Annotated in this window: 19 protein-coding genes and 2 tRNA genes; 9 read left to right on the forward strand and 12 right to left on the reverse strand. The window is 33.2% G+C overall.

Annotated elements, in window-relative coordinates:
* Positions 1-35: 35 nt before the first annotated feature.
* From yidC to guaA, 8 genes are all read right to left on the reverse strand, one after another.
* Complete coding sequence (yidC, locus tag BXU10_RS22370; RefSeq protein ID WP_078229681.1) at positions 36-1946, reverse strand: membrane protein insertase YidC; 1911 nt, start codon at positions 1944-1946, stop codon at positions 36-38.
* An 80-nt stretch (positions 1947-2026) separates the two neighbouring features.
* Positions 2027-3640, reverse strand: coding sequence for a CTP synthase (locus BXU10_RS22375; RefSeq protein WP_078229682.1), 1614 nt, complete (start codon positions 3638-3640; stop codon positions 2027-2029).
* A 602-nt stretch (positions 3641-4242) separates the two neighbouring features.
* The gene (locus BXU10_RS22385) at positions 4243-4656 is read right to left on the reverse strand and encodes a DUF4190 domain-containing protein (RefSeq protein WP_078229684.1); all 414 of its coding nucleotides are present in this window, start codon (positions 4654-4656) and stop codon (positions 4243-4245) included.
* Between the two features lie 162 nt (positions 4657-4818).
* Positions 4819-5055 (reverse strand): DUF3820 family protein, encoded by a 237-nt coding sequence (locus BXU10_RS22390; RefSeq protein WP_078229685.1) that lies wholly within the window; start codon positions 5053-5055, stop codon positions 4819-4821.
* Between the two features lie 69 nt (positions 5056-5124).
* Entirely contained in the window at positions 5125-5526 is a 402-nt protein-coding gene (locus tag BXU10_RS22395; protein WP_078229686.1) for an OsmC family protein, read from the reverse strand.
* Positions 5526-7625 (reverse strand): LysM peptidoglycan-binding domain-containing protein, encoded by a 2100-nt coding sequence (locus BXU10_RS22400; protein ID WP_078229687.1) that lies wholly within the window; start codon positions 7623-7625, stop codon positions 5526-5528. The genes BXU10_RS22395 and BXU10_RS22400 overlap by 1 nt, the downstream gene beginning before the upstream one ends.
* A 95-nt stretch (positions 7626-7720) precedes the next feature.
* Positions 7721-9625 (reverse strand): LysM peptidoglycan-binding domain-containing protein, encoded by a 1905-nt coding sequence (locus tag BXU10_RS22405; protein WP_078229688.1) that lies wholly within the window; start codon positions 9623-9625, stop codon positions 7721-7723.
* Positions 9626-9687: 62 nt separating this feature from the next.
* Positions 9688-11217, reverse strand: coding sequence for a glutamine-hydrolyzing GMP synthase (guaA, locus tag BXU10_RS22410; protein ID WP_078229689.1), 1530 nt, complete (start codon positions 11215-11217; stop codon positions 9688-9690).
* 198 nt (positions 11218-11415) lie between these two features.
* On the opposite strand from guaA, the gene BXU10_RS22415 reads away from it, so the two are divergent.
* Entirely contained in the window at positions 11416-11943 is a 528-nt protein-coding gene (locus BXU10_RS22415; RefSeq protein ID WP_078229690.1) for a hypothetical protein, read from the forward strand.
* 163 nt (positions 11944-12106) lie between these two features.
* Positions 12107-13387, forward strand: coding sequence for a glycosyltransferase (locus BXU10_RS22420; protein ID WP_078229691.1), 1281 nt, complete (start codon positions 12107-12109; stop codon positions 13385-13387).
* On the opposite strand, the gene BXU10_RS22425 is transcribed toward BXU10_RS22420, so the two are convergent.
* Positions 13358-14167: a hypothetical protein gene (locus BXU10_RS22425; RefSeq protein ID WP_223255538.1), complete on the reverse strand. Its 810-nt coding sequence runs from the start codon at positions 14165-14167 to the stop codon at positions 13358-13360. The two genes, BXU10_RS22420 and BXU10_RS22425, sit on opposite strands and share 30 nt — an antisense overlap.
* 337 nt (positions 14168-14504) lie before the next feature.
* On the opposite strand from BXU10_RS22425, the gene BXU10_RS22430 reads away from it, so the two are divergent.
* The 6 genes from BXU10_RS22430 to BXU10_RS22460 all read left to right on the forward strand — a co-directional run bounded on the left by BXU10_RS22430 (position 14505) and on the right by BXU10_RS22460 (position 20385).
* Positions 14505-14891: a RidA family protein gene (locus tag BXU10_RS22430; RefSeq protein WP_078229692.1), complete on the forward strand. Its 387-nt coding sequence runs from the start codon at positions 14505-14507 to the stop codon at positions 14889-14891.
* Between the two features lie 133 nt (positions 14892-15024).
* Positions 15025-16287, forward strand: a complete 1263-nt coding sequence (locus BXU10_RS22435) for a chloride channel protein (protein ID WP_078229693.1) — start codon at positions 15025-15027, stop codon at positions 16285-16287.
* A 193-nt stretch (positions 16288-16480) separates the two neighbouring features.
* Complete coding sequence (locus tag BXU10_RS22445) at positions 16481-17485, forward strand: bifunctional oligoribonuclease/PAP phosphatase NrnA (protein ID WP_078229695.1); 1005 nt, start codon at positions 16481-16483, stop codon at positions 17483-17485.
* A 7-nt stretch (positions 17486-17492) separates the two neighbouring features.
* Positions 17493-18134, forward strand: a complete 642-nt coding sequence (gene gldI, locus BXU10_RS22450; RefSeq protein WP_078229696.1) for a gliding motility-associated peptidyl-prolyl isomerase GldI — start codon at positions 17493-17495, stop codon at positions 18132-18134.
* A 16-nt stretch (positions 18135-18150) separates the two neighbouring features.
* Positions 18151-19224, forward strand: coding sequence for a peptidylprolyl isomerase (locus tag BXU10_RS22455; protein ID WP_078229697.1), 1074 nt, complete (start codon positions 18151-18153; stop codon positions 19222-19224).
* Positions 19225-19260: 36 nt separating this feature from the next.
* Positions 19261-20385: a peptidylprolyl isomerase gene (locus tag BXU10_RS22460; protein ID WP_078229698.1), complete on the forward strand. Its 1125-nt coding sequence runs from the start codon at positions 19261-19263 to the stop codon at positions 20383-20385.
* 81 nt (positions 20386-20466) lie between these two features.
* On the opposite strand, the gene BXU10_RS22465 is transcribed toward BXU10_RS22460, so the two are convergent.
* The 3 genes from BXU10_RS22465 to BXU10_RS22480 all read right to left on the reverse strand — a co-directional run bounded on the left by BXU10_RS22465 (position 20467) and on the right by BXU10_RS22480 (position 21651).
* Positions 20467-20907 (reverse strand): PepSY-like domain-containing protein, encoded by a 441-nt coding sequence (locus tag BXU10_RS22465; protein WP_078229699.1) that lies wholly within the window; start codon positions 20905-20907, stop codon positions 20467-20469.
* 506 nt (positions 20908-21413) lie between these two features.
* Positions 21414-21494 (reverse strand) — tRNA-Tyr (locus BXU10_RS22475).
* Positions 21495-21576: 82 nt separating this feature from the next.
* Positions 21577-21651 (reverse strand) — tRNA-Val (locus BXU10_RS22480).
* A 266-nt stretch (positions 21652-21917) separates the two neighbouring features.
* Between BXU10_RS22480 and BXU10_RS22485 the strand changes: the two genes are divergently transcribed.
* A complete protein-coding gene (locus BXU10_RS22485; RefSeq protein WP_078229701.1) occupies positions 21918-23708 on the forward strand; it encodes an ABC transporter ATP-binding protein in 1791 nt (596 codons plus the stop codon).
* Positions 23709-23891: the final 183 nt, after the last annotated feature.

Below are 23891 nucleotides of genomic sequence, written 5' to 3' on the forward strand. Positions count from 1 at the left end.
AGATAATCTCGACCTTTTTTTAATTCTGTAAAAGATTATTTCTTTTTATTTTGAGTTTTTTTAGCTGCTTCCTGCTGCTCCATAACTTCCTGAAGACGCTGTTGAAACTTGCTTGGTTTTTTAGGCTCTTTTTGTTTATTTTCCTGAATCTGAGCATGAATTTTATCAGTATCAACAATATAGTTTTTAATTACAAACATGATCCCTATTGTAATTAAATTCGAAATAAAGTTATACAAACTCAATCCGGCACCATAGCTATTAAAGAAAATCAACATCATTAATGGTGAAACGTAAATCATGATCTTCATCATCTTCGCCATATCTGGCATACCTTCCTGCTGTGGAGCTGCCATTTGCTGATCGCCTGAAGTCATTTTCATATAGAAGAAAATTGCAATTGCTGCCAGGATTGGAAACAAACTGATATGATCTCCATATAATGGAATATGAAATGGCAATTTTACAACCGAGTCAAAAGAAGACAAATCATTTGCCCAAAGAAAACCTTTCTGTCTTAGTTCAAAAGCTGACGGAAAGAACTGAAACGATGCATACATAAAAGGAAGCTGAATCAATGCAGGAATACATCCAGCCATTGGGTTTACGCCCGCTTTGTTATATAGCTTCATTGTTTCCTGTTGTTTCTTCATTGGGTCTTTTTTGAATTTTTCTCCCAACTCTGTAATTTCAGGACGCAAGACTTTCATTTTAGCCTGCGATAAAAATGACTTATAAGTAATTGGCGACATGGCCAATTTAATAAGAATAGTAAAAATAATAATGGCAATTCCTAATGACAAACCAATTGTTGAACTTAAAAACCCGAATAATGGAATAAAAATCCATTGGTTGATCCAACCGAAAATCCCCCATCCTAGTGGAATAATTTTTTGGAAATTTTTATCGTATGATTTTAATGTTTTATAATCTGATGGTCCAAAATACCAGCTCATTTTATAATCAACTTCTCCATTTGTAAAAGCCAATGGAACAATTGCTTTAAATTGCTTTACATAAGTAGTATCAATATTTTCGTCTTTAACTAAGTCATCTGATTGCAGTTTCGATTTTTCGAATGGTTTATCAGTAGCTAAAATCGCAGTAAAAAAATGCTGTTTAAAAGCTATATAACTCACTTTTTCCGGAGTATCTTCTTTGCCTTCTCCGTGATTTACTGAACTGTATTTTTCATCTCCATACTCATACTCAAGTTGAGCATAGCGCTTTTCGATAGAAACACTTTTCTCGTTTCTGAACGATTTTAAATCCCAAACTAAATCTAATGGCTTAGAAGAATTCAAAACTTTATTTAGTCCCTGAGAACGAACATCAAAACCAACTAAATAATCGTTTGGTTTCAGGATATATTTATATTCTAAAAACTCGTTAGCTCCAGCTTTCAAACGCATTGATAAAATTTGATCTGCACCAACTTTAGTCACTGTTGGCTCAAAAAACAAATCTTTAGAATTTAAAGTCCTGTTATCCGTTGTCTGTAACTGAATATTTAAATTAGAATTATTGTCTTTAATCAATTCTACTAATTGTTTAGAACCTTTTTCAAATCTTTCAAACTCCTTTAATGTTGCTTCAATAATATAACCGCCTTTGTTAGCAATTTTAAGTTCAATCTTTTCGTTTTCGATAGTTGTGTAAGCTTCTTTTGCAGACGGAAGTGTAGCCGAGTAAGCAAAACCCCCTAATGTTTTTTGCAATTGTGCAAGCTGAACAGTATCTCCAGGAGTTGCAGCAATAGGCAAAACAGCAGTTTTAGTTTTATCCGCTTTCCCCTGAGCTTGTTGTTTAGCGACTAATTCTTTCTTGGCTTTTTCAGCAGCAATCTCTTTTTCAGAAGGCTTATTCTGGTACATAATCCAAATAAGGATTCCAAATATCAATACAAAACCAATGATTGAATTAAGGTCAAATTTTTTTTCTTCCATTATAGTTTAAAAAAGTTATTCGTTTTAGAGTATTAGTTATGAGTTTTACTCAAAAGTTACACCCTTCCGGAATATTAATATTATTTTTTATGCGTATTTACAGCTGCAGCCACAAAATTCACAAAAATTGGATGTGGGTTTGCTACAGTACTTTTATATTCAGGATGGTATTGTACACCAATGAAAAATGGATGGTTTTCAAGTTCTACAATTTCTACCAAACCAGTATCAGGGTTAACTCCCGATGCAATTAAGCCCGCTTTTACTAATTCCTCTTTATATTTATTGTTGAATTCATAACGATGGCGATGACGCTCAGAAATCGTTTTTTCACCATAAATTCTGTGTGCCAGCGTATTTGGTTTAATATCGCATTTCCATGCTCCAAGTCGCATTGTTCCTCCTTTATCTGTAACTGTTTTTTGGTCTTCCATCAAATTTACCACAGGATGTTTGGTTTTATCATTCATCTCGGTAGAATTCGCTTCAGCATAGCCCAAAATATTTCTTGAATATTCGATAACCGACATTTGCATTCCTAAACAAATTCCGAAAAATGGAATATTATTTTCACGTGCAAAACGAACTGCCTCAATCTTCCCTTCAATACCTCTTTCACCAAAACCGGGAGCGACTAAAATACCGTCAAGAGGACCTAATTTTTCTTCAACATTATCAATATTGATATGTTCTGAGTGTATAGAAATTACATTCACTTTAGTTTCATTTGCAGCACCGGCATGAATAAAAGCTTCTAAAATAGATTTGTAACAATCCTGCATTTCTACATATTTCCCAATCAAACCAATATTTACGGTCTGTTTAGGATTTTTTAATCGGCGTAAAAAAGTGTTCCATGTTTTTAAATCCGGAGCAGCTTTTTTAGGTAAATCTAATTTTTTTAAAGCCACAACATCTAATCCCTCTTCAAGCATTAAATTTGGAACTTCATATATTGTTGAAGCATCGATAGATTGAATAACTGCTTCTTTTTTCACATTACAAAACAAAGCCAATTTATTGCGCAATTCCTGAGACAATTCGTGCTCTGTTCTGCAAACCAAAATATCTGCTTTAATACCACTTTCCATCAACGTTTTTACAGAGTGCTGTGTTGGTTTTGTTTTTAACTCACCGGCAGCAGCCAAAAATGGTACTAAAGTTAAATGAATTACAATTCCATTATTTTCACCCAATTCCCAAACTAATTGACGAACAGATTCTATATAAGGCAACGATTCAATATCACCCACAGTTCCGCCAATTTCAGTAATAACAATATCATAATCACCTGATTTACCAAGCAATTGCATTCTGTCTTTAATTTCATTTGTAATATGAGGAACAACCTGAACCGTTTTTCCCAAAAACTCTCCTCTTCTTTCTTTTTCAATAACCGAAAGATAAACTCTTCCTGTAGTAACGTTATTCGCCTGAGAAGTAGGAACATTCAAAAAACGCTCGTAATGACCTAAATCCAAATCAGTTTCTGCACCATCGTCCGTTACATAACATTCTCCGTGTTCGTACGGATTCAATGTTCCCGGATCTACATTAATATATGGGTCAAATTTCTGAATAGTGGTACGATATCCCCTTCCTTGTAACAATTTAGCCAAAGATGCCGCAATAATTCCTTTTCCTAATGAAGAGGTCACACCTCCTGTAACAAAAATATATTTTGTTTGATTCATTCTGTAGTTGTTTGTATTGTAGTTGTGTAAAAAACTTGGCAAAAGTACAAATTAAATTAGACAATTTCTCTATTCAGGAATGAGATAATTTTGCAAATTTTCAGGTAGAAGACGAATTGTTTCCATAATCAATATTTTCTATCTCACAATTCTTATTTTTTTAAACAATCATCTGATTTTAGAAACAATTAAATCAATACTAAATCATAAAATGAAAAAAGAAAGAACAGCAAACTAAAAATTACATCAGAAAAAATTAACAATTTAAAATTAGACAATTTGACAATGACATTTAAAAAAAACCTAACTATCAATTGAACAAGGAAAAATAAAAAAACTTTTATGCTATAAACATTAAACAGTATTGCTTTCTCAAAATTCAATCTCAGAATCTGCGAAAAAGCTCTTGTCAAGCCACGGCTTTTACAATAAGTTTGCGGTAATCCATCACAGGAAGAGCTCAATCTAAAACTCATATAAGGTGATAAGTAAGAATACAAAAAAATAAACATAATTAACAGTGCAAAAATTATGTTTATCTTTTTATAAGATTCCTGTTCGTAAGAAGATTTGATCTGTGGCATTAAAAAGTGTAATTATTTTTATTCTTCAACCGTAACAGTAGTATCTGTTACAATATGCGCTTCTGTATTTAATGAATCTTGTATTTCTATTTTTTTCGCTTCTACTTTTATAGAATCGATAGCATCAGATATCTCATCTTTATGAGCAATAGCAGTTGCGCCAATAGTTCCTACTACGATTAAAACCCAAATAATTACAAATACTGTAGCAGCAATTCCAAGAATCAAACCTGCTTTTGGCATTGTTGTAGATGCATTTTCTTTTTTAGCCTGAGACATTCCAATTGCCCCTAAAACTATTGCCAGCACTCCGAAGATGATTGCAATTAAACCAAAACAAGGAATAAAAGCCGTAATGGTACCAATTATACCTAATATTAAAGCAGCAACGCCCATTCCCTGACCTGCATTTGATTGTAAATTTTTTTCCATATGGTTTTATGTTAATTTTCACAAAAATAGAGAAACGAAAATTCGAAACCCCTACAGTACCACAAAGTTATTAACATTTAAAAAGTAATTTTCTCACTAACTTAATTATTGTTAGAATCCCTTATTACATTCTGATATATGTTCATAGAAAAAAGCAAAAACCTATTTTAAAGGCTTTGGATATTGTTTTTGAATATTCCGAATCAGTTCTTCCAGGCCGTTTAATTTTAATTCATAAATAAGTTGCAATTGCTGCCCTAATTCTCCTTTTGGAAAACCTTTATTATGATACCAAACTACATAATACTCGGGTAAATCAATTAAAAAACGGCCTTCATATTTCCCAAAGGGCATTTTGGTATGAGCTAATTTTATAAGAAGTTTTTTGTCTTGTTCCATTTTAAAAAGAAAAGAAGCAAGAAAAAAAATTACTTCTTTTCTTGCTTCCTTGTTTATTTACTATAATTTCTATTTCCAGTTGAAAGTAATTCTCTTTTCGATATCAGAATTTAAACTTAAAAAAACAGGACAAGTCATTGCTGCTCGCTCTAAAATTGTTCTGCTCTTTTCATCGGCATTGCTTATCAGTTCAAAAACAATTTCGATTGCTCCAATTCTTCGTGGTTCTGCGTTCATAATTTTAGTAACTTCAGCCGTAGAATCAACTAAATCAACATTTAAATCACGGGCTTTAATTCCCATAATAGTAAACATACAGCTTGCTAAAGCATTTGCTAATGTGTCTGTTGGAGAAAATGCCTCACCTTTACCGTTATTGTCTAGTGGTGCGTCTGAAATAATTTCACTTCCGGATTGTACATGTATTGATTTTGTTCTTAAATCACCTAAATAGGTTACTTTTGATGTCATTAATTTGCTACTTTTAAAGTTAAGTCTGAATCGTAATATAAAATATAAACACCTTTGTTAGCGTGTCCACCATCTTCTTTTTTATAATATTGAAATTTATTGTCAACCTGTTCTGTTGTCATTAAATCTGTTGTTTCCTGATATGTTTTTCCCTGAACCAGACGCATCATGGTATCAAACGTTACATCAAAACCGCGGGTTGCATAAGTATTTGGATTTACTTTATTTTTTAACTTGTATTCTTTTTCAAAAATCAATACAGATGATTCATCACTTTCCCGGGTAACAGACGGATACATTAATTTTAATTTCACCAGGTTTTCAAAACTAATCTCATCTGTATCCAAAGTACTATTTGGTTCCAAAATCACCAATTGCACCTGACAAGTTCTCTGAGCGTCAATCAAAGCTTTTATGGTTGTCTTAATCATTGCAGTATTACCTGTTTCCATTACGACATAATTTATTCTGCCCGGCACTAATAAACTTTTCAGATTGGCTACATCCAAACCTCCAGTTTCTGTTAAAGAAGCTAAGATAACTCCTTTTTGATTTTGTTTGATGTAACTGATTACAGATTCTTTTTTCTTGTCAACTACAGCTACAATATTACCGTTTTTTGAGCGCATGTAATCAAAAATAGTATTTCTAACAATGTCATTAGACGGTATTGACTGGTACAAATTACCAATTGGGTTGGCTGAATCTTTTGACAACGGCGAAATTACAGGCACATTGTACATTCGTAATGAATTTGCCGTAGCTTCTGCATTGTTTTGATAGAATGGACCGATAACCGCATCAGCATCCTGCAATTTATTTTGCGAAATCAAACTAGAAATATTTGATGTGCTTTTCGTTTCCTGTGAATCATAAATTGAAATATCAATAGGCAATTTTAAAACTTTTGCTGAGTCAATTGCCATCATTGCTCCTGAATAAAAATCAAGAGTCATGTTCAAAAATTTATCACTTTTAATTCGGGTAGCCGGACTTAGCGTATCATTTTGCATTTTTGCCAAATTGAAAGGCAATAGTAAAACTACCTTTTTACGCTCGTTGTTGCCTCTTTTTCTACTTAGCTCAACCACTTGCGGATCAGCAGAAACAGTTTCAGATTTTACTTTTTCAAGGATTTTTATTCCTCCGCCTGAAGGCGCTTCTTCTCTGCTCTCTACTGGTTTATCCTCAGTTTTTTCAACTGGCTGCTGTACAACGATCGGAACTGGTTTTACATATCCTGACGGAACTTTTAAAACCATTCCTTCTTTTACACCTTCAGAAAGTGCTGGATTTAGTTCTGTTAATTCTTCCTGAGTTATATGAAAAGTTCTTCCTAAACTATAAAAAGTTTCTTTTGGCTTAACCTGATACTCCATATAAGTAGTTACTTTTTTTGAATTTTCAACAGGTTTTTTAGTGTCAGCAGGTTTCTCATTATTTACAACTGGCAGAGGCATACCTTCCTGTGTAGGTGCAACTCCTTTTATGATCAATCTATATCCAACCGGTAAATTAGCAACAATATCCGGATTACGCATTTCTAGATCCTCAACAGTAGTTTTGTATTGTTTTGCAATTGAATATTTAGTTTCTTTTGGCTGAACATCGTGATATACATATTTTTCCTGGGCTTTTTCCTTAATTGTTTTAGCAGCTGTTTTTGGCAATGCTCCTTTTGACGGAATAACTAATGTCTGTCCAATCTGTAAGCCATCTGTTACTAAAAACGGATTTGCAGCCTTTAGTGCTTCATCAGAAACACCGTATTTTTTTTCGATTGCAAAAAGTGTTTCTTTTGGCTGAACTTCATGCGTTCCTCCTTTTTGAGAAGTTACGTTTTTGGCAGTTGTAACGTCTTTTTTAACAGACACATCCTTATTGCTATTACTCGGAATTAATAAAACTGTATTAGGCTTTACTCCATTTCTGGCATCCGGATTTAACTGATAAATATCATAAGGCGTAACCTTAAATTTCTGTGCAATCTGATTGACTGTTTCTCCATTTGACACTGTGTATTTAGTTACTTTTCCCTGAGAAAAAGCAGAACACGTAATAAAAAAAACAAAATAAAACAGGGTGAAAAAATATTTCATAATAGATGTTAAAAACAATTATTTTTTAATGTGAACAAGATACTAATTTATGTTCAAAACAAAAATCAGTCCGAAAGTTAATTCTTTACTAATTATTATCTGAGATCAATTTCTGCCTTTGCAATAATAACATTTTTATATAACTCATCTTCTTCTCTTTTCTTGCATTGATATAGAACTTCTTCCATATTATTGTATTTATCCGAATACACATAATAAGAAAGACTATTTATATTAAAAAAGAAACTGGCATTAAAATCTCCCGAATCAATTAGTTTCATTATTAATTGATCTCTTGGTTCTGGATCTGAAAATGCACCCAAAACCAGATAATAACCATTCGAAACTTCTTTTAAATTATCAAAAGCTTCAATTTTTACATTTTTTTCATTTTTAAACGGGTTTTCTTTAAGCTCCTTTTTCATTTCTTCCAGAGAAATTATTTTAGATTTTTCTTCTGAATCAGATACGTTATGATTTTTAATCGCTTCATCCTGATATTTTTTCAGTTTCATCAAAGCTAGTTTATCATCAAATTTTCTTGCTTCCATACTATAAAAAGAAGCTTTACTGATATGCCTTTTTACCTCAATTTTTTTCTGATTATCCAATGAATCAATTTTAGCAATCAAGAGCTGATTTTGAGCATCACCTTGCTCCTGTTCGATTTTATAACGTTTAATTTCTTCTAAAGAAAGTCTTTGCTGAATAGATGTAGTACTGTTCTTTTTTTCGCTTTCGCGGATTTTTTTCTTATATTCCTGATTTTCTTCAAGAGCAATTCTTTCTACTTTATTCATTAAACCGGCATACGCTTTTCGGTTTTCTGCCAGTTCTTTTTTTAATTGAGAAGATAATTCACTTGTTTTACCAATACTTTCATACGATTGCTTTTCTAATCGCTTTGATTCATTAACATTCAGCACATCCATTCTTTTCAACTCGACCAGGTCATTGTTCATTGTAGTAACCAAAGAATCTAATTTTTTCATTAAAATATCCTGAACATTTTTATTTGCTTCTAAAACTAAACGCAGCTTTTCAACCGAATTCTCTTTAGAGCCGTTCATGTCATTCAGGTTCAGTTTCAAATCATTGATTTTTATGATCTTTTCATTCATTTCTTTCTGAACAATCAGTCTGTCTTTTAAATCATCGATTTCTATGGTTTTTGCTTTAGTTTTTTCGACAACAACTTGTTTTTCAGCAAGTGCCAGCATCAATTCTTCACTTTCGTTTGCTGGCTTAATCTCTTTTGTATTGATAGCTAATTTATTTCCAACAATTAGTCCGTTTACAATTTCAGGATTTTGAGACTCCAGCTGATCGATAGAGATGTTATATTTTTTGGCAATAGAAAATTTAGTCTCTTTAGCTTCAACAACATGAAAAATTGTTTCCTGATTAATTACACGAACTCTTCCATCGAGCGTTTTTCTTTTGTTTGGAATTGCGATTGTCTGGCCAATTTGCAATCCGTTTTGAAGAAGACCTTTATTTAGACTTTCCAAATCCTGCACAGAAACATTATATTGTCTGGCAATACTAAATAAGGATTCTTTAGCTACAACCAAATGTGTTGCTTTTGAAGAAGTAATATTTTCAGTTTTTGAAGTATTTTGCGGAATTACCAATTCCTGACCAACCTGAAGTCCATTGATAAGAATTGGATTTGCATTTTGAAGCGCTTCCACAGAAACATTATATTGTTTCGACAAGCCAAAAAGAGTTTCTTTTTGGGCAACAATATGGATTATTTGCCGGTTTGAATTTTGTTTTTGTGCTGTATGAACAGGAATCTTAATAATTTGATTGTCTTTGATTCCGTTTTGTGATTCGGGGTTGAGCTTGTAGATCTCATCAATAGAAACCTTATACTTTTGGGCAATAAAATAAGCGGTTTCTCCTTTTTGAATTTTGTGTTCAATAATTGAATCTTGCGCAGCTATTTTGTTAAAAGACAAAATAAACACAAGAGAAATCGTTAAAAGTTCTCTCATAAATAGTAGGTTATAAAAAATTAAGGCCTTACAAATGTAAGACCTTATTTTTAAATATCGTATTATTCCCACTCAATAGTTGCAGGTGGTTTCGAACTGATATCGTAAACTACACGATTTACGCCTTTTACTTTATTGATGATATCATTTGACACTTTCATCAGGAAGTCGTAAGGCAAATGAACCCAGTCAGCAGTCATTCCATCTGTTGATTCAACAGCTCTAAGTGCTACTACTTTTTCATAAGTACGTTCATCGCCCATTACACCTACAGAATTTACAGGAAGCAAAATTGCGCCGGCCTGCCAAACTTTATCGTATAATCCCCATGATTTCAACCCTTCAATAAAAACTGAATCTACATCTTGTAAAATCTGAACTTTCTCCGGAGTAATATCCCCCAGGATTCTGATTGACAATCCTGGTCCCGGAAAAGGGTGTCTTCCTAATAACTCAGGATCTATTCCTAATGTAGCCCCAACTCGTCGCACTTCATCTTTAAAAAGCATTCTAAGTGGTTCTACAATTTTTAATTTCATATAATCCGGCAATCCACCAACATTATGGTGTGATTTAATTGTTGCCGATGGCCCTTTTACCGAAACAGACTCGATTACATCAGGATAAATTGTTCCTTGTGCCAGCCATTTTACGTCTTCGATCAAATGTGATTCATCATCAAAAACTTCGATAAATACACGTCCGATAGTTTTACGTTTGGTTTCAGGATCGCTGATTCCGGCTAATTCGCCTAAGAAACGGTCTCCTGCATCAACACCTTTTACGTTTAATCCCATTCCTTTGTATTGATCTAATACATTTTGGAATTCGTTTTTACGAAGCAATCCGTTGTTTACGAAAATACAGTAAAGGTTTTTACCAATTGCCTGGTTTAATAAAACTGCCGCTACAGTAGAATCTACTCCGCCAGAAAGTCCCAAAACCACTTTATCGTTTCCTAGTTTCTCTTTTAGCTCCGCCACCATTTCTTCTACGAAAGCATTTGGTGTAAAGTTTTGAGGAACTTCGGCAATTTTTACTAAAAAGTTTTCCAGCATTTTTGATCCATCTGTCGAATGGAAAACTTCGGGATGATATTGAATTGCATAAGTTGTTTCGCCTTCAATTTTATAAGCTGCATATTCTACATCGTGAGTACTGGCTAATTTTACAGCATTTGTTGGAAGCGCTTTGATACTATCACTATGGCTCATCCAAACCTGGCTGTTTTCTGAAACTCCATTAAAGAAAACTTCATTCTCCTTAATATAAGATAAATTAGCTCTTCCATATTCTCTGGTATTGGAAGCAGCTACTTCACCTCCGCTAAAGTGAGCTAAGTATTGTGCCCCATAACAAACTGCCAATAATGGAAGTTTGCCCCGAATTTGAGATAAATCAGGATGTGGAGCATCTTCTCCGCGAACAGAAAATGGGCTTCCTCCCAAAATTACGGCTTTATAAGGTGATAAATCACTAGGAAAGTGATTGTAAGGAAAAATTTCGCAGAATATATTTAATTCGCGAACTCTACGCGCAATAAGTTGAGTATATTGCGATCCGAAATCTAAAATAAGTACGTTGTGTTGCATGCGCAAAAATACTTTTTAAATTCGAAAATGAAAAATTGAATTTTGATTTTTTTTTCTTTTTAAATACAAGGCTCTTAAGTTCTTAATATTCTGGCATCTTATCTTTAAATAATAAATAAAAAATCAGCATTTAAAACAAAAAGACAAAACTAAAATTCTAACAATTTCGTATCTACAAAAAACCAATTGAATTTAACTATGAAGTCAAAACTTATTGCCTTGACAGTTTGCCTGTCTCTTTTTTTAACCTCTTGTGATGTTGTTGATGATTTATTAACCTTCAGCATTTCAAATGAAGCTTCTATTAAAATCAATAGCACTTCACCAATCAACTTACCTTCGGAGATTATTACTCCTGAAGTTACTACAAATTCATCTTCTGAATTTGAAAATAACAAAACCAAAGCAAACCTGGTAAAAGATGTTAAGCTTAGATCTTTAAAATTAGCAATCTCTGATCCTTCAGACAAAACATTTACATTTCTAAAATCAATACACTTGTATATCTCAACAACAGAGTCTAACGAAATAGAATTAGCTTATCAGGAAAATATTAGCACTACAGCAAATTCGATTGATTTGATTTGTACGGATAAAAGATTAGACGAGTACATTAAAGCAGACAGTTATAAAATAAGAACAAAAGTCACATTAAAGGAAACCTTAACAAAAGATGTAACGGTAAAAGCAAATATGAAATTTAGGGTTACTGCAGATCCTCTGTAATATTCTGAGCAGGAGATTAAAAACTCACACATTAATTCACTAAAAACAAAACACTTACATTCAAAAATTAAAATTAAGCATTTTTGAAAGCAACTTTTGCATATTTTTTCATCTATTTAAAGTAGAACATATTTATTAAGGACAATCATTAAAAACAAATTTCATGAAGTCCCGTAAAACAAATTCTACAAAAAGAGATCTTAAAAATATGGAAAACATCACTATTAATTATCACGCCACCTTTTCAAAAACTTCAGGCATTTCTGAAGCTGCAAGAGCAAATTTTTCAGCATTAAAAGACAGTACTTTTATTCTTAACCAAATTAATTATATAGAGAATAATATTGAGTTAATTAGAGAAGGTGGACCTTTACAGGATTCCATTACTGATAATATAGTCAACATCTATCATATAAATATTAATGATATTCCTTGTTTTTTACTAAATAACGATATAAATATAGCATCAAACACATACAACATCGCTTACTGGGCATGGGAATTTAATAAGCTTCCTGAAGATTTTGTTAGCCTCCTGCCCCTTTTTGATGAAATATGGGTACCTAGCAGTTTTTGTCAAAATGTTTTTGCCTCTTATTCGTTTAAACCCGTTATAAAAATACCTCATTTAATTGAACGTATTGAAATTGAACAAAGCAAACCAAAAATAGAATTACAGGATAAATTTGTTTTCTTATCCATTTTTGATTCACTAAGTACACCGGGAAGAAAAAATACTGATGGCCTTATAAAATGTTTTTTGGATACCTTTTCTGCTAACCCTAATGTTGTATTGATACTAAAAACCGTTAACCTGGAAAAGAACAAACGCTTACATCAGAAATTTATTGAACAGACAAAAGATCACAAATCGATTATCCTTATCAACGAAGACTATACAAAAAAAGAGCTTATACAGCTTATCGATTCCTGCCACTCTTATGTCTCACTTCACCGCGCTGAAGGCTTTGGACTGACACTTGCCGAAGCCATGTCAAGAAACAAAATAGTGATTGGAACAGGGTATTCCGGGAATTTAGAATTCATGAATAACCAAAACAGTTTCTTAATCCACTATGAGTTAATGATACAGGACAAAGATTCTGATTTTATTAAACAGGGCTATGAGTATGCTGAACCTGATATCGAAAATTCAAAAAAAGTTTTAAAGTTTGTATATGATAATTATACCCATATTGAACATATAAAATTAAATGGCAAACAAACGATCGAAAACTCTTTCTCGAAAAAAAAAATTGGCGATTTAATGTGTTCCAGACTAAAAAAAATAAGTGCCTTTATTGCAGAAAAAGAAAGTGATTTTTCGATTAAAAAGAATGATTTAATCATTGAAAATATAAGACATCAGGATAAAATTAAGAAGTCCGAAAAAAAAATAATTTTCAAAGCAAAATTATTTTTTTTGAGATTTTTTAGTAAGTAACTTTTGTTCTTTGTAAATTAAAAAATTTGCTTTGACACCTGCTTCAAAGTTATTCCATTTTTCAGATAATATAAAATTTCCTTCAGCATCATAAATCTGAAATTCTCCTGTATTTCCACCAAGACTTCCTTTATTAAGAGCCTCTATGAAAAACGGATTAAAACCTTCTTTAAAATATATTTTAAATTCTTGAAAATTAGAACTTAAAAGTAATCTTTCCTTAACAACATCTCCATTTAAAACAGCTTTGATCAAATCACCATCTATAGCCCCATAATCACGAAACTTTATAACGAAATAAGCAGAACTAGTTCTAATTTCTCCAAAATTAACATCTTTTAAAACCAATTGCTGATCATCCTCTTTTAATCCGGCATCTTTTAATGCTTTATCTAAATCTTTTTCCATTTTACCCACATAACGATCACCCGGGTTAGCAAAATCATTTTCTGTTGACATTGTGAATTTGCTTTTTTCTTCCCCAATCTGAAACTTAGATTTTGGAGTTATACTGGTATTATCAAAAACGTTGGGTGTTTTAATACTTGGAATATCCGTTTTTTCTGCCTGTGGATCTTTGACTTCCGGAATTGTCTTTTTTTTAGGTTTAGCACTAAACTTGGGAGCAGGTATCGTTTTAAATCCGGAGTTAAAATCAACTTGGGCAGAAACTGTCAGGGAAGTAACTAATAATATGAAAAATAAAATGTGCTTCATTGAAAAAGTATTATCGAATTCGGCTTTGAAAATTTTATAAATAGCAACAATTTGATATCGCAAAAATAGCATAATTTAATTCCTGAATACCAATTTATGACATTTATAACAATATATTAGGCTAATTTTTAGAAACAAAAACCTGCAAAATTTTCTAAACATTCAAAAGAATAATTTATGCTTTGATTTTTTCAGACAAACCGTTTTTTACTATTTGAACAAATATCAAAACATCAGTACCTGGTCTGAAATCAATTAAAAATATCACAAAAAATAAAAATTCACGAAGTGATTTCAAAGAAATTCAGCTTTTATCAGTTACATATTTTATAAATTGCAACAGAATTAATTAACCGGAATTTGTTTTTAAATTTAAAAAGCAAATCAAAAAAAACATAAAATGAAAAGAGAAAACATCTTAACAGGATCACCATGGGAAGAAAAAATGGGATATTGTCGTGCCGTAAGAATTGGCAATATTATTGAAGTTTCAGGCACAGTGGCTATTGTTGATGGCGAAAAAGTAAAAGCCGATGATGCTTATGCACAAACTTATAATATTCTTGAACGTATTGAAAAAGTATTGGAAGATTTGAACGTTGGAATGAAAGATGTGATCAGAACCCGAATTTTTACTACTGACATTAGTACTTTTGAAGACGTGGCAAAAGCACATGCTGTTTTTTTTAAGGATGTAAAACCAACAACAGGATTTTATGAAATCAGCAAATTGGTAGCTCCTGAATATCTGGTTGAAATTGAGTTTACTGCTGTAGTTCAGGAATAATTTATTTTGCTACGAATATCACTATTTAATTTCTTTTATTAGTTAATCAATTACTCGAATTTAAAATTTTACAAACACAAACTTTTAAAATTCGTTTTAATTAGTGAAATTCGTGGCAAAACTTTTATTATAAATGACTTTTCGACAACTAAAAAAAATATTTCTGACCATTTTCAAATGGATTTTGATTTGTATTTTAACAGGTCTGCTTTCAGGATCAGCATCTGCTTTCTTTTTAGTTTCACTCGAGTATGTCACACAATTTAGAATTCAACACAACTGGATTATCTGGTTTTTGCCTGTTGGCGGCTTCTTAGTGGGATTGATCTATTATTATTGGGGAGAATCTGTTGCAAAAGGCAATAACTTATTGCTTGAAGAATACGAAAACCCTAAGGAAGTGATCCCTTTTAAAATGGCTCCTTTAGTGCTTTTAGGAACCTTAATCACACATTTATTTGGCGGATCAGCCGGACGTGAAGGTACTGCTGTACAAATGGGCGGCGCTATCGCAGATCAATTTACAAAGCTTTTCAATTTAGATAATTCCGAAAGAAAAATTTTGATTATCCTGGGAATCAGCGCAGGATTCGCCTCCGTTTTTGGTACACCTTTAGCCGGTGCCGTTTTTGCTCTGGAAGTTTTATATTTCAGCAAAATCAATTTAAAAAGTACTCTTCTTTCATTTGTAGTTGCCTATGCTGCTTATTTTACTGTTGAGTTCTGGCAGGTAAAACATACTCATTACAGCATCCCTATTATTCCTGAATTAAATTTTAGCAGTTTATTTTATACCCTAATTGTGGGGCTATTATCGGGTTTAACTGCATTGCTATTTGCAAGAAGCACTCACCTTTGGGGAACTCTTTTTTCTAAAACCATTAAATATCCGCCACTTCGTCCTGCAATTGGAGGAATCATTTTAGCGATAGCAATTGGAGGTTTTGGATTTACACAATTCTCAGGATTAGGTGTCCCTTTTATTATTGACTCATTTTATCACCCAAATGAATGGTATGATTTTCTTCTTAAAATTTTATTCACCGGTTTTACTTTAGGTGCCGGTTTTAAAGGTGGTGAGGTAACTCCGTTATTTTTCATTGGTGCCGCTTTAGGGAGCGCATTATTTATCATAATTCCAATGCCAATTGCACTTTTAGCAGGTCTGGGATTTGTAGCTGTATTTTCTGGCGCAACCCACACTCCTGTAGCCTGCACTATTATGGGAATGGAATTATTTGGAATTCAGCCCGGAATTTTTATTGCTCTTGCTTGCACGATTGCTTATTTTTCGTCGGGTTCTGTGGGAATTTATAAATCGCAAATTGTAAAAGGTGCGAAATACAAATTGTATCAAAAATTACAAAGAAAAGAATTTAAAACATTTGTAAAATGAAATACCAATTTTAGAAATACCAAATTCCAAACTGAATCCGAATTGCTACACGCTGCAAAATAAGCCGTTCTTATCGAACGGGTTTTAAACCTCAAACCTGAAACTTCAGACAAAGAAAAACCAAATCCATAAAAGTGTGTTAATCTGTAAAATGATTTCAGCATTACATTAAAAAAATGTAAATTCGCACACTATGAAAATACAAGATATTGAAGCAGTAAAATTATTACTATCAACCCCAAAGAAAATTGCAATAATTCCACATAGAGGCCCAGATGGTGATGCCATGGGTTCTACATTAGGATTATACCACTTTTTATTAAAAAACAATCATCAGCCAACAGTTATTGCGCCTAATGATTTCCCTAATTTCTTAGCCTGGCTTCCCGGTTCTGAAACGGTAAAAATTTTTGAAAAAGACACTCAAAACTGCACCAAAATATTAGAAGAAGCTGAGCTAATTTTTACACTTGATTTCAATGCTTTGCATCGTACCGGTGAAATGGAACATACTTTAGCCAAGATGACAGCTCCGTTTATCATGATCGATCATCATGAAAAACCACACAATTATGCAGCTTACACTTACTCTGACACCTCATACGGTTCTACGTGTGAGATGATTTATAATTTTATTTTGTTTCTCAACAAAAAAGAGGATCTGGATAAAACCATTGCTACTTGCATTTACACTGGAATATTAACTGATTCAGGCTCTTTTCGTTTTCCTAAAACTACAGGAAACACACATCGTATTGTAGCTGAATTAATTGATTTAGGAGTAGAAAATACTGAAATACCGGTTTTATTGTTTGACAATAGTTCTTACAGCCGTTTACAATTATTAGGACGTGCTTTGCAGAACATGAAAATTTTCTCAGAACATAAAACTTCTTATACTTTTTTAACACAGGAAGAATTAGATTCATTTAATTATGTAAAAGGCGATACAGAAGGAATCGTAAATTACGGATTAAGTATAAAAGATATTATTTTTACTGCCATTTTTATAGAAAACAAAGAGGAAAAAATCATTAAAATTTCGTTTCGGTCACAAGGCGGGTTTGATGTAAATCAGTTTGCCAGAGATCATTTTAATGGAGGCGGTCACACAAATGCTGCTGGTGGAAAATCAGAAGTTTCAATGGAAGAAACTTTGAAAAAGTTTGAAGATTTAGTAATTAAATTAGAAATATAAATCAATTATGAACTATATAAAACTAAGCGTTTATACGTTGCTTTGTACTGTTTTATTTGTTAGTTGTAAACATCATGAAGAAGCCAGAAGACCAGTTTCTCAAGCTTCAGGAACGTTTATGAAAAAATCGGCTGACAGAAATAAAAAACTGGTTGCAAGCGAAGAAGATGTTATCAAAAATATCATCAAAAATAATCCGAAAGTAAAATACTATGCTACCCGAAAAGGATACTGGCTGTCTTATGACGAAAGAAATTTAACCGATACCCAAACACCCCAAAAAGGAGATATCGCTTATTTTAATTTAGAAATAAAAGACATTGAAGGTAAAATAATATATTCTGAAGCTGAACTTGGCCCACAAACGTATTATGTTGACAAACAAGATATCATGATGGGATTACGTGATGGTATTAAATTAATGCATAAAAATGAAACCGTTACTTTCTTGTTTCCTTCACATATTGCTTATGGATATCATGGAGACAATAAAAAAATAGGAACCAATGAATCGTTAATCTGTACGGTTACACTTCGTAATTTTGTTCCTGATCCTGAAGCAGGACCAGTAACAACTGCAACTACACCTGCTAAAGCAACAAGCACTAAAACTGCAATTGAAACAAAAAAAGACACATTAACCCCATAAAAACAACATTTCAAAAATGAAAAAAAGTATTTTATTATTGTTATTAGCCGTTACTTCATTTTATTCCTGCAAAGACGAGCACAGTAATCTGCCTGATGGATTATATGCTGAAATAGAAACAAACAAAGGAAATATTATTGTAGAATTAGATTATAAAAAAGCACCCGTAACTGTTGCTAATTTTGTAACCTTAGCTGAAGGTAAAAATGAATTTGTAAATGAAAATTTAAAAAACAAACCTTTTTTTGACGGATTAAAATTTCACAGGGTTATTGAAAATTTCATGATTCAGACCGGAGATCCTCTTGGGACCGGTTCAGGAGATACAGGGTATAAATTTAAGGACGAATTTACCGATTTAAAATTTGACAAAGCCGGTGTTTTAGCAATGGCCAATAATGGTCCGGGAACAAACAGCAGTCAATTTTTTATTACTCACGTTGAAACGCCATGGTTAGACGGAAAACATACTATTTTTGGTCATGTCGTTGAAAAAGGACAGGAAGTTGTTAATCAGGTTAAACAAGATGACCAGCTAATTGCTGTAAAGATTATCAGAAACGGTGAAGCTGCTAAAAAGTTTGACGCTGTAAAAGTATTTCATGATTATTTCAGTGAAATTGCAAAAGAGAGAAGCAAATACTCAGGAGTTCAAAAAGAAAAAGTAGCTTATTATGCAGGGTTAAAACCAAAAGCTACTAAAACTTCAAGTGGATTAGAATATGTAATTACTGAAAAAGGAAATGGTAAAAAACCTGCAACAGGAACTCAGATATACATTCACTATGCTGGTTTTCTGGAAGATGGTACCTTATTTGACTCTAGTTTAGAAGAGGTAAACAAATTATTTGGAAAATTTGATGCAGCAAGAGGTGAACAACATGGTTACCAGCCTATTCCATTTCAGGCAGGCCGCAAGGATGGTATGATTCCGGGATTTATTGAAGGAATCGAAAAGCTTTCTTTTGGAGACAAAGCTGTCCTTTTTATCCCATCGCATTTAGCTTATGGAGAAACAGGTGCAGGAGGAGTTATTCCGCCTAACGCCAATATTATTTTCGAGGTTCAATTACTGGAAAAACCACAATAATTATTTTTAACTAACATTGACTAAAATCAATACACAATGAAGTTTAAATTTCTATTTTTATTTTGCCTTGCAGTACTTAACATTCAGGCACAAGCTACTAAAAAACCAGCAGCAAAATCAAAGACAGCGACAACAAAACCTGCCGCAACAGCTAATCCTGCTGAAGGGATTTTTGCTACGATTGCAACAACAAAAGGCGATATCGTTCTGACTTTAGAATATGTAAAAGCACCGGTAACGGTTGCTAACTTTATTTCTTTGGCAGAAGGTAAAAATCCTAATGTAAAAGTCGAGAAACTTAAGGGAAAACCATTTTATGACGGATTAAAATTCCACAGGGTTATCAATGATTTTATGATTCAGGGTGGTGATCCTGACGGAAATGGATCAGGTGGTCCGGGATTTTCTTTTAAGGATGAATTTGTTAAAGAATTAGTCTTTGACAAAGGCGGAATTCTGGCAATGGCCAATTCAGGTCCTGCAACTAACGGAAGCCAGTTTTTTATCACCCATAAAGAAACTCCATGGTTAAACGGTAAACATACTATTTTTGGACATGTTGTTTCCGGAATGGACAATGTAAATAAAATTGTTCAGGACGATATCATGACAAAAATTACTATTACCCGAAAAGGTGCTGCTGCCAAAAAATTTGACGCCGTAAAAGTTTTAGCCGAGGACGTTAAAAAAGATGAGGCGAAAAAATTAGAGTCCCAAAAAGTAATTAAAGACAAAGCTGCTTATTTTACATCAACCAAAGCAAATGCTGTAACAACGGCATCTGGCTTAAAATATGTAATGACGAAAAAAGGAACTGGTGTAAAAGGTGCAGAAGGTTCTACAATTTATTTTCACTATGCCGGATATTTTGAAGACGGAAATCTTTTTGACAGCAGTATGTCAAATGTAGAAAAAGCATACGGAAAATATAATGCAAACAGAGATGCACAAGGAGGTTATAAAGCTTTTCCTTTCACTGTTGGAAAAAAAGACGGTATGATTCCGGGATTCATTGAAGCTCTCGATATGATGACAGACGGTGATAAAGCAATCTTCTTTCTTCCATCAAATCTGGCTTATGGAGAAGCAGGTGCCGGAGGAGTTATTCCGCCAAATGCAACTTTAATTTTCGAAATCGAAACGTACAGTAAACAACCTTAAGTTATCTTATAAATTTATAAAAAACTCCATTATTTTAATGGAGTTTTTTTATCATTACTTTCCAGCGGCATCATTCAGGAATTATTTTTTAACCTTATCACCTTTTATAAATTTTCCTTCCTTCGTAAATTCGAGATCAATTTTATTTGTTAAATCTACATCCAGATCTTTATGACCATAATCAATATGGATAATTTTTTCATTTGGATAATGTTTTGCCACATACTCTTTTATCACTTTTGGAATAAATGCGGTTGGAATCGGTTTGTCGTCTCCATCCACTTCTCGATAAGTACCATCTTTCCAGAACTCTACCTCAGTCCCATCTTTAAGTTTGACTTCATAACCTTTTTCACCGTGTTCTGCATCTTTTTTAACTGATTCAACTGATGTATTGCTAAAATATTTCTTTAAGAATTCCTGTGCCGGTTTGGGCAATTCAGTAACCTTTATTTTCTTTTGAGCGTTTGTCGATATTACAAAACCCAGTAATAATACGACTGTAATTATTTTTGTTTTCATAATTATTATATTAAAGTTTCATAATCATTGTTGTCCGATAAAAAAGAAGCCAAATTAATGGCTTCTTTTTTATCGGACAACAATGATTTCAAATGATTTCAAAAATTCATTTTCTACAATTTTGCCCATTTCGGATAATTTTATTTCCACGGCGATAATATCACCCAAAACACATTCCCTGTTTTGGGTCACAATGGTAAGAAAATATAAGGCCTTTGAAGAATAATCCCAATGACGTAATCGGTGTGATCCTATTCTATATTTATTCCTGAATTTAGCCATTTCAAAATGATAGTCTGCGAAAATAAATAAATTATACAAATTCTATAATCATTTATCTTACAAATCCTGATTGAAGTACTATCTAAATGGATTAATTGAAAGTGGAGGATTCAGTAAAAAGAGTAGATAATCTGAGAAAATCTTAATCCATAAACAATAAATCCATAAGTTTAGGAAATAAAAAAACTCCAAAATCGCAAGACTTTGGAGTTTTTGGTACTTTGTGGGGAGAGCAGGATTCGAACCTGCGAAGTTCACACAGCAGATTTACAGTCTGCCCTCGTTGGCCGCTTGAGTATCTCCCCAAATTTGAGTGTGAATCTACAATCCGTCAACACTCGGAAAATCGTAAAAAAAAACTCCTCAATTTCTTAAGGAGTTTGCTTGTGGGCGATGAGGGGTTCGAACCCCCGACCCCCTCGGTGTAAACGAGGTGCTCTGAACCAGCTGAGCTAATCGCCCTATTTTACTAGGCTGCTATCATTTTGTGATTGCGAGTGCAAATATACACCTAGAATTTGTATTTGCAAGCCTTTTTGATAAAAAATATAAAATAAAATTCACGAATACTTTTAGAAAGCTATTTTTCAGCTTCTTAAAAACGAAATAAAACCGTACCTTGTCTTAGCATTTAGTTAAAAAACGAAATCCGGAAAGCTAATTTTAATTATTCCTTTTGTATTCACTTGCTATAGTCATACATTTGCATACCTTAATTGTATACTCAAATGGCAAGATTTCAGGAAAATGATTTACCGAAAGCTAAATTAAACTCTAACTCCCTTCAAAAAGCAATCCGAATTTTTAAATATGCTAAAAACCACAAATGGAAATTCTTCCTCGGTTTAGTTTTTTTACTCTTAACCAGTGCCACTGCCCTTGCCTTTCCGAAATTAATGGGAATGCTGGTAAACTGCGTTGCCAATAAAGATCTTGACAAAGCAAACGAAATTGCCATAGCTCTTATGGGAATCCTGGTTTTACAGGCGGTTTTCTCTTTTTTCAGAATTTCTCTTTTTGTAAATTTTACGGAAAATTCATTGTCGAACATTCGTTTTGCGTTGTATGAGAATTTAATCAAACTTCCAATGTCGTTTTATTCACAAAAACGTGTTGGGGAACTGAACAGCCGAATCAGCGCTGATATTTCACAATTACAGGACACTTTTACTACAACAATTGCCGAGTTTTTACGTCAGTTTATTTTAATTATCGGCGGATTTATCATCTTAGGAAATATTAGTTCAAAGTTAACTTTAATGATGCTGGCCATTGTTCCGGTAGTTGCTGTTGCTGCTGTTATATTTGGACGATTTATTCGTAAGTACGGTAAAAAAACGCAGGACAAAGTAGCCGAAAGCCAGGTCATTGTGGAAGAAACGTTACAGGGAATCAGCAATGTAAAAGCGTTTGCAAACGAATGGTACGAAATTCAGCGTTATAAAAACAAAATCAGGGAAATTGTAAAAATCGCTATCAAAGGCGGTCAGTACAGAGGATATTTTGCCTCCTTTATTATTTTATGCCTTTTCGGATGTGTGGTGGCTGTTGTCTGGTACGGCATTACCTTAACGATAAAAGGAGAAGTTGAAGATGTGGGAGATCTGATTTCGTTTGTACTGTACACTACTTTTATTGGGGCTTCTTTTGGCGGTATTGCCGAAATGTATGCGCAGATTCAAAAAGCGGTTGGTGCTACAGAACGTGTTTTCGAATTACTGGAAGAAACTCCAGAAGCCATCAATGCAAACCCAAAAGCATTTCCTATAGAAAAAATTAAAGGTAATGTCACTTTTAAAAATGTGGCTTTCAGTTATCCTTCAAGAAAAGAAATTCAGGTATTGAAAGAGGTTAATTTCAATGCTGATTTTGGTCAGAAGATTGCGCTTGTAGGGCCAAGTGGCGCCGGAAAATCGACTATTTCTTCGTTACTATTACGTTTTTACGATATTACATCAGGAGAAATTTTAGTGGATGGAAAAAATATTTACGATTACGATCTGGAAAACCTGCGCGGAAATATGAGTATCGTTCCGCAGGATGTGATTTTATTTGGAGGAACTATCCGGGAAAATATTGCCTACGGAAAACCGGATGCTTCAGATGAAGAAATAATACTGGCCGCAAAACAAGCCAATGCATTGAACTTTATAGACGGTTTCCCTGAAAAATTCGAAACGCTGGTGGGAGAACGCGGTGTAAAATTATCAGGAGGCCAACGTCAGCGTATTGCAATCGCAAGAGCATTATTAAAAAACCCGAGTATTTTAATTTTGGATGAAGCAACTTCTTCTTTAGACAGCGAAAGCGAAAAACTGGTTCAGGAAGCTTTAGAAGTTTTGATGGAAGGAAGAACCAGCATTATCATTGCACACCGTCTTTCGACGATTAGAAACGCCGACAAAATTTTAGTTCTGGATAATGGAAGAATCACCGAAGAAGGAACGCATCAGGAGCTGATTAACCTTGAAAACGGAATTTATAAAAACCTGAGCAATCTGCAGTTTAGCAATTCATAGTAAGTTTTGGAAATCAATATTTAAATGCAATAAAACGTTTGGTCTTATTGCATTTTTTTTTGCAGTCATAAATAATTAAAACAAAATATCTTTATCCTTAATATCCCTAGCCCTGATGGAAGCGACATCCTTTTATACCGGGGTTCGGTATAAAAGATACAGCGTACAGCAGGATTCGCTTCT

It is taken from the genome of Flavobacterium sp. LM4, from assembly GCF_002017935.1.
Lineage (GTDB): Bacteria > Bacteroidota > Bacteroidia > Flavobacteriales > Flavobacteriaceae > Flavobacterium > Flavobacterium chungangense.

Excerpts from the sequence above, each read along its gene's own strand:
- yidC (WP_078229681.1), bottom strand. The coding sequence starts at position 1,946 with ATGGAAGAAAAAAAATTTGACCTTAATTCAATCATTGGTTTTGTATTG.
- BXU10_RS22375 (WP_078229682.1), bottom strand. The coding sequence starts at position 3,640 with ATGAATCAAACAAAATATATTTTTGTTACAGGAGGTGTGACCTCTTCA.
- BXU10_RS22385 (WP_078229684.1), bottom strand. The coding sequence starts at position 4,656 with ATGGAAAAAAATTTACAATCAAATGCAGGTCAGGGAATGGGCGTTGCT.
- BXU10_RS22390 (WP_078229685.1), bottom strand. The coding sequence starts at position 5,055 with ATGGAACAAGACAAAAAACTTCTTATAAAATTAGCTCATACCAAAATG.
- BXU10_RS22395 (WP_078229686.1), bottom strand. The coding sequence starts at position 5,526 with ATGACATCAAAAGTAACCTATTTAGGTGATTTAAGAACAAAATCAATA.
- BXU10_RS22400 (WP_078229687.1), bottom strand. The coding sequence starts at position 7,625 with ATGAAATATTTTTTCACCCTGTTTTATTTTGTTTTTTTTATTACGTGT.
- BXU10_RS22405 (WP_078229688.1), bottom strand. The coding sequence starts at position 9,625 with ATGAGAGAACTTTTAACGATTTCTCTTGTGTTTATTTTGTCTTTTAAC.
- guaA (WP_078229689.1), bottom strand. The coding sequence starts at position 11,217 with ATGCAACACAACGTACTTATTTTAGATTTCGGATCGCAATATACTCAA.
- BXU10_RS22415 (WP_078229690.1), top strand. The coding sequence starts at position 11,416 with ATGAAGTCAAAACTTATTGCCTTGACAGTTTGCCTGTCTCTTTTTTTA.
- BXU10_RS22420 (WP_078229691.1), top strand. The coding sequence starts at position 12,107 with ATGAAGTCCCGTAAAACAAATTCTACAAAAAGAGATCTTAAAAATATG.
- BXU10_RS22430 (WP_078229692.1), top strand. The coding sequence starts at position 14,505 with ATGAAAAGAGAAAACATCTTAACAGGATCACCATGGGAAGAAAAAATG.
- BXU10_RS22435 (WP_078229693.1), top strand. The coding sequence starts at position 15,025 with ATGACTTTTCGACAACTAAAAAAAATATTTCTGACCATTTTCAAATGG.
- BXU10_RS22445 (WP_078229695.1), top strand. The coding sequence starts at position 16,481 with ATGAAAATACAAGATATTGAAGCAGTAAAATTATTACTATCAACCCCA.
- gldI (WP_078229696.1), top strand. The coding sequence starts at position 17,493 with ATGAACTATATAAAACTAAGCGTTTATACGTTGCTTTGTACTGTTTTA.
- BXU10_RS22455 (WP_078229697.1), top strand. The coding sequence starts at position 18,151 with ATGAAAAAAAGTATTTTATTATTGTTATTAGCCGTTACTTCATTTTAT.
- BXU10_RS22460 (WP_078229698.1), top strand. The coding sequence starts at position 19,261 with ATGAAGTTTAAATTTCTATTTTTATTTTGCCTTGCAGTACTTAACATT.
- BXU10_RS22465 (WP_078229699.1), bottom strand. The coding sequence starts at position 20,907 with ATGAAAACAAAAATAATTACAGTCGTATTATTACTGGGTTTTGTAATA.
- BXU10_RS22485 (WP_078229701.1), top strand. The coding sequence starts at position 21,918 with ATGGCAAGATTTCAGGAAAATGATTTACCGAAAGCTAAATTAAACTCT.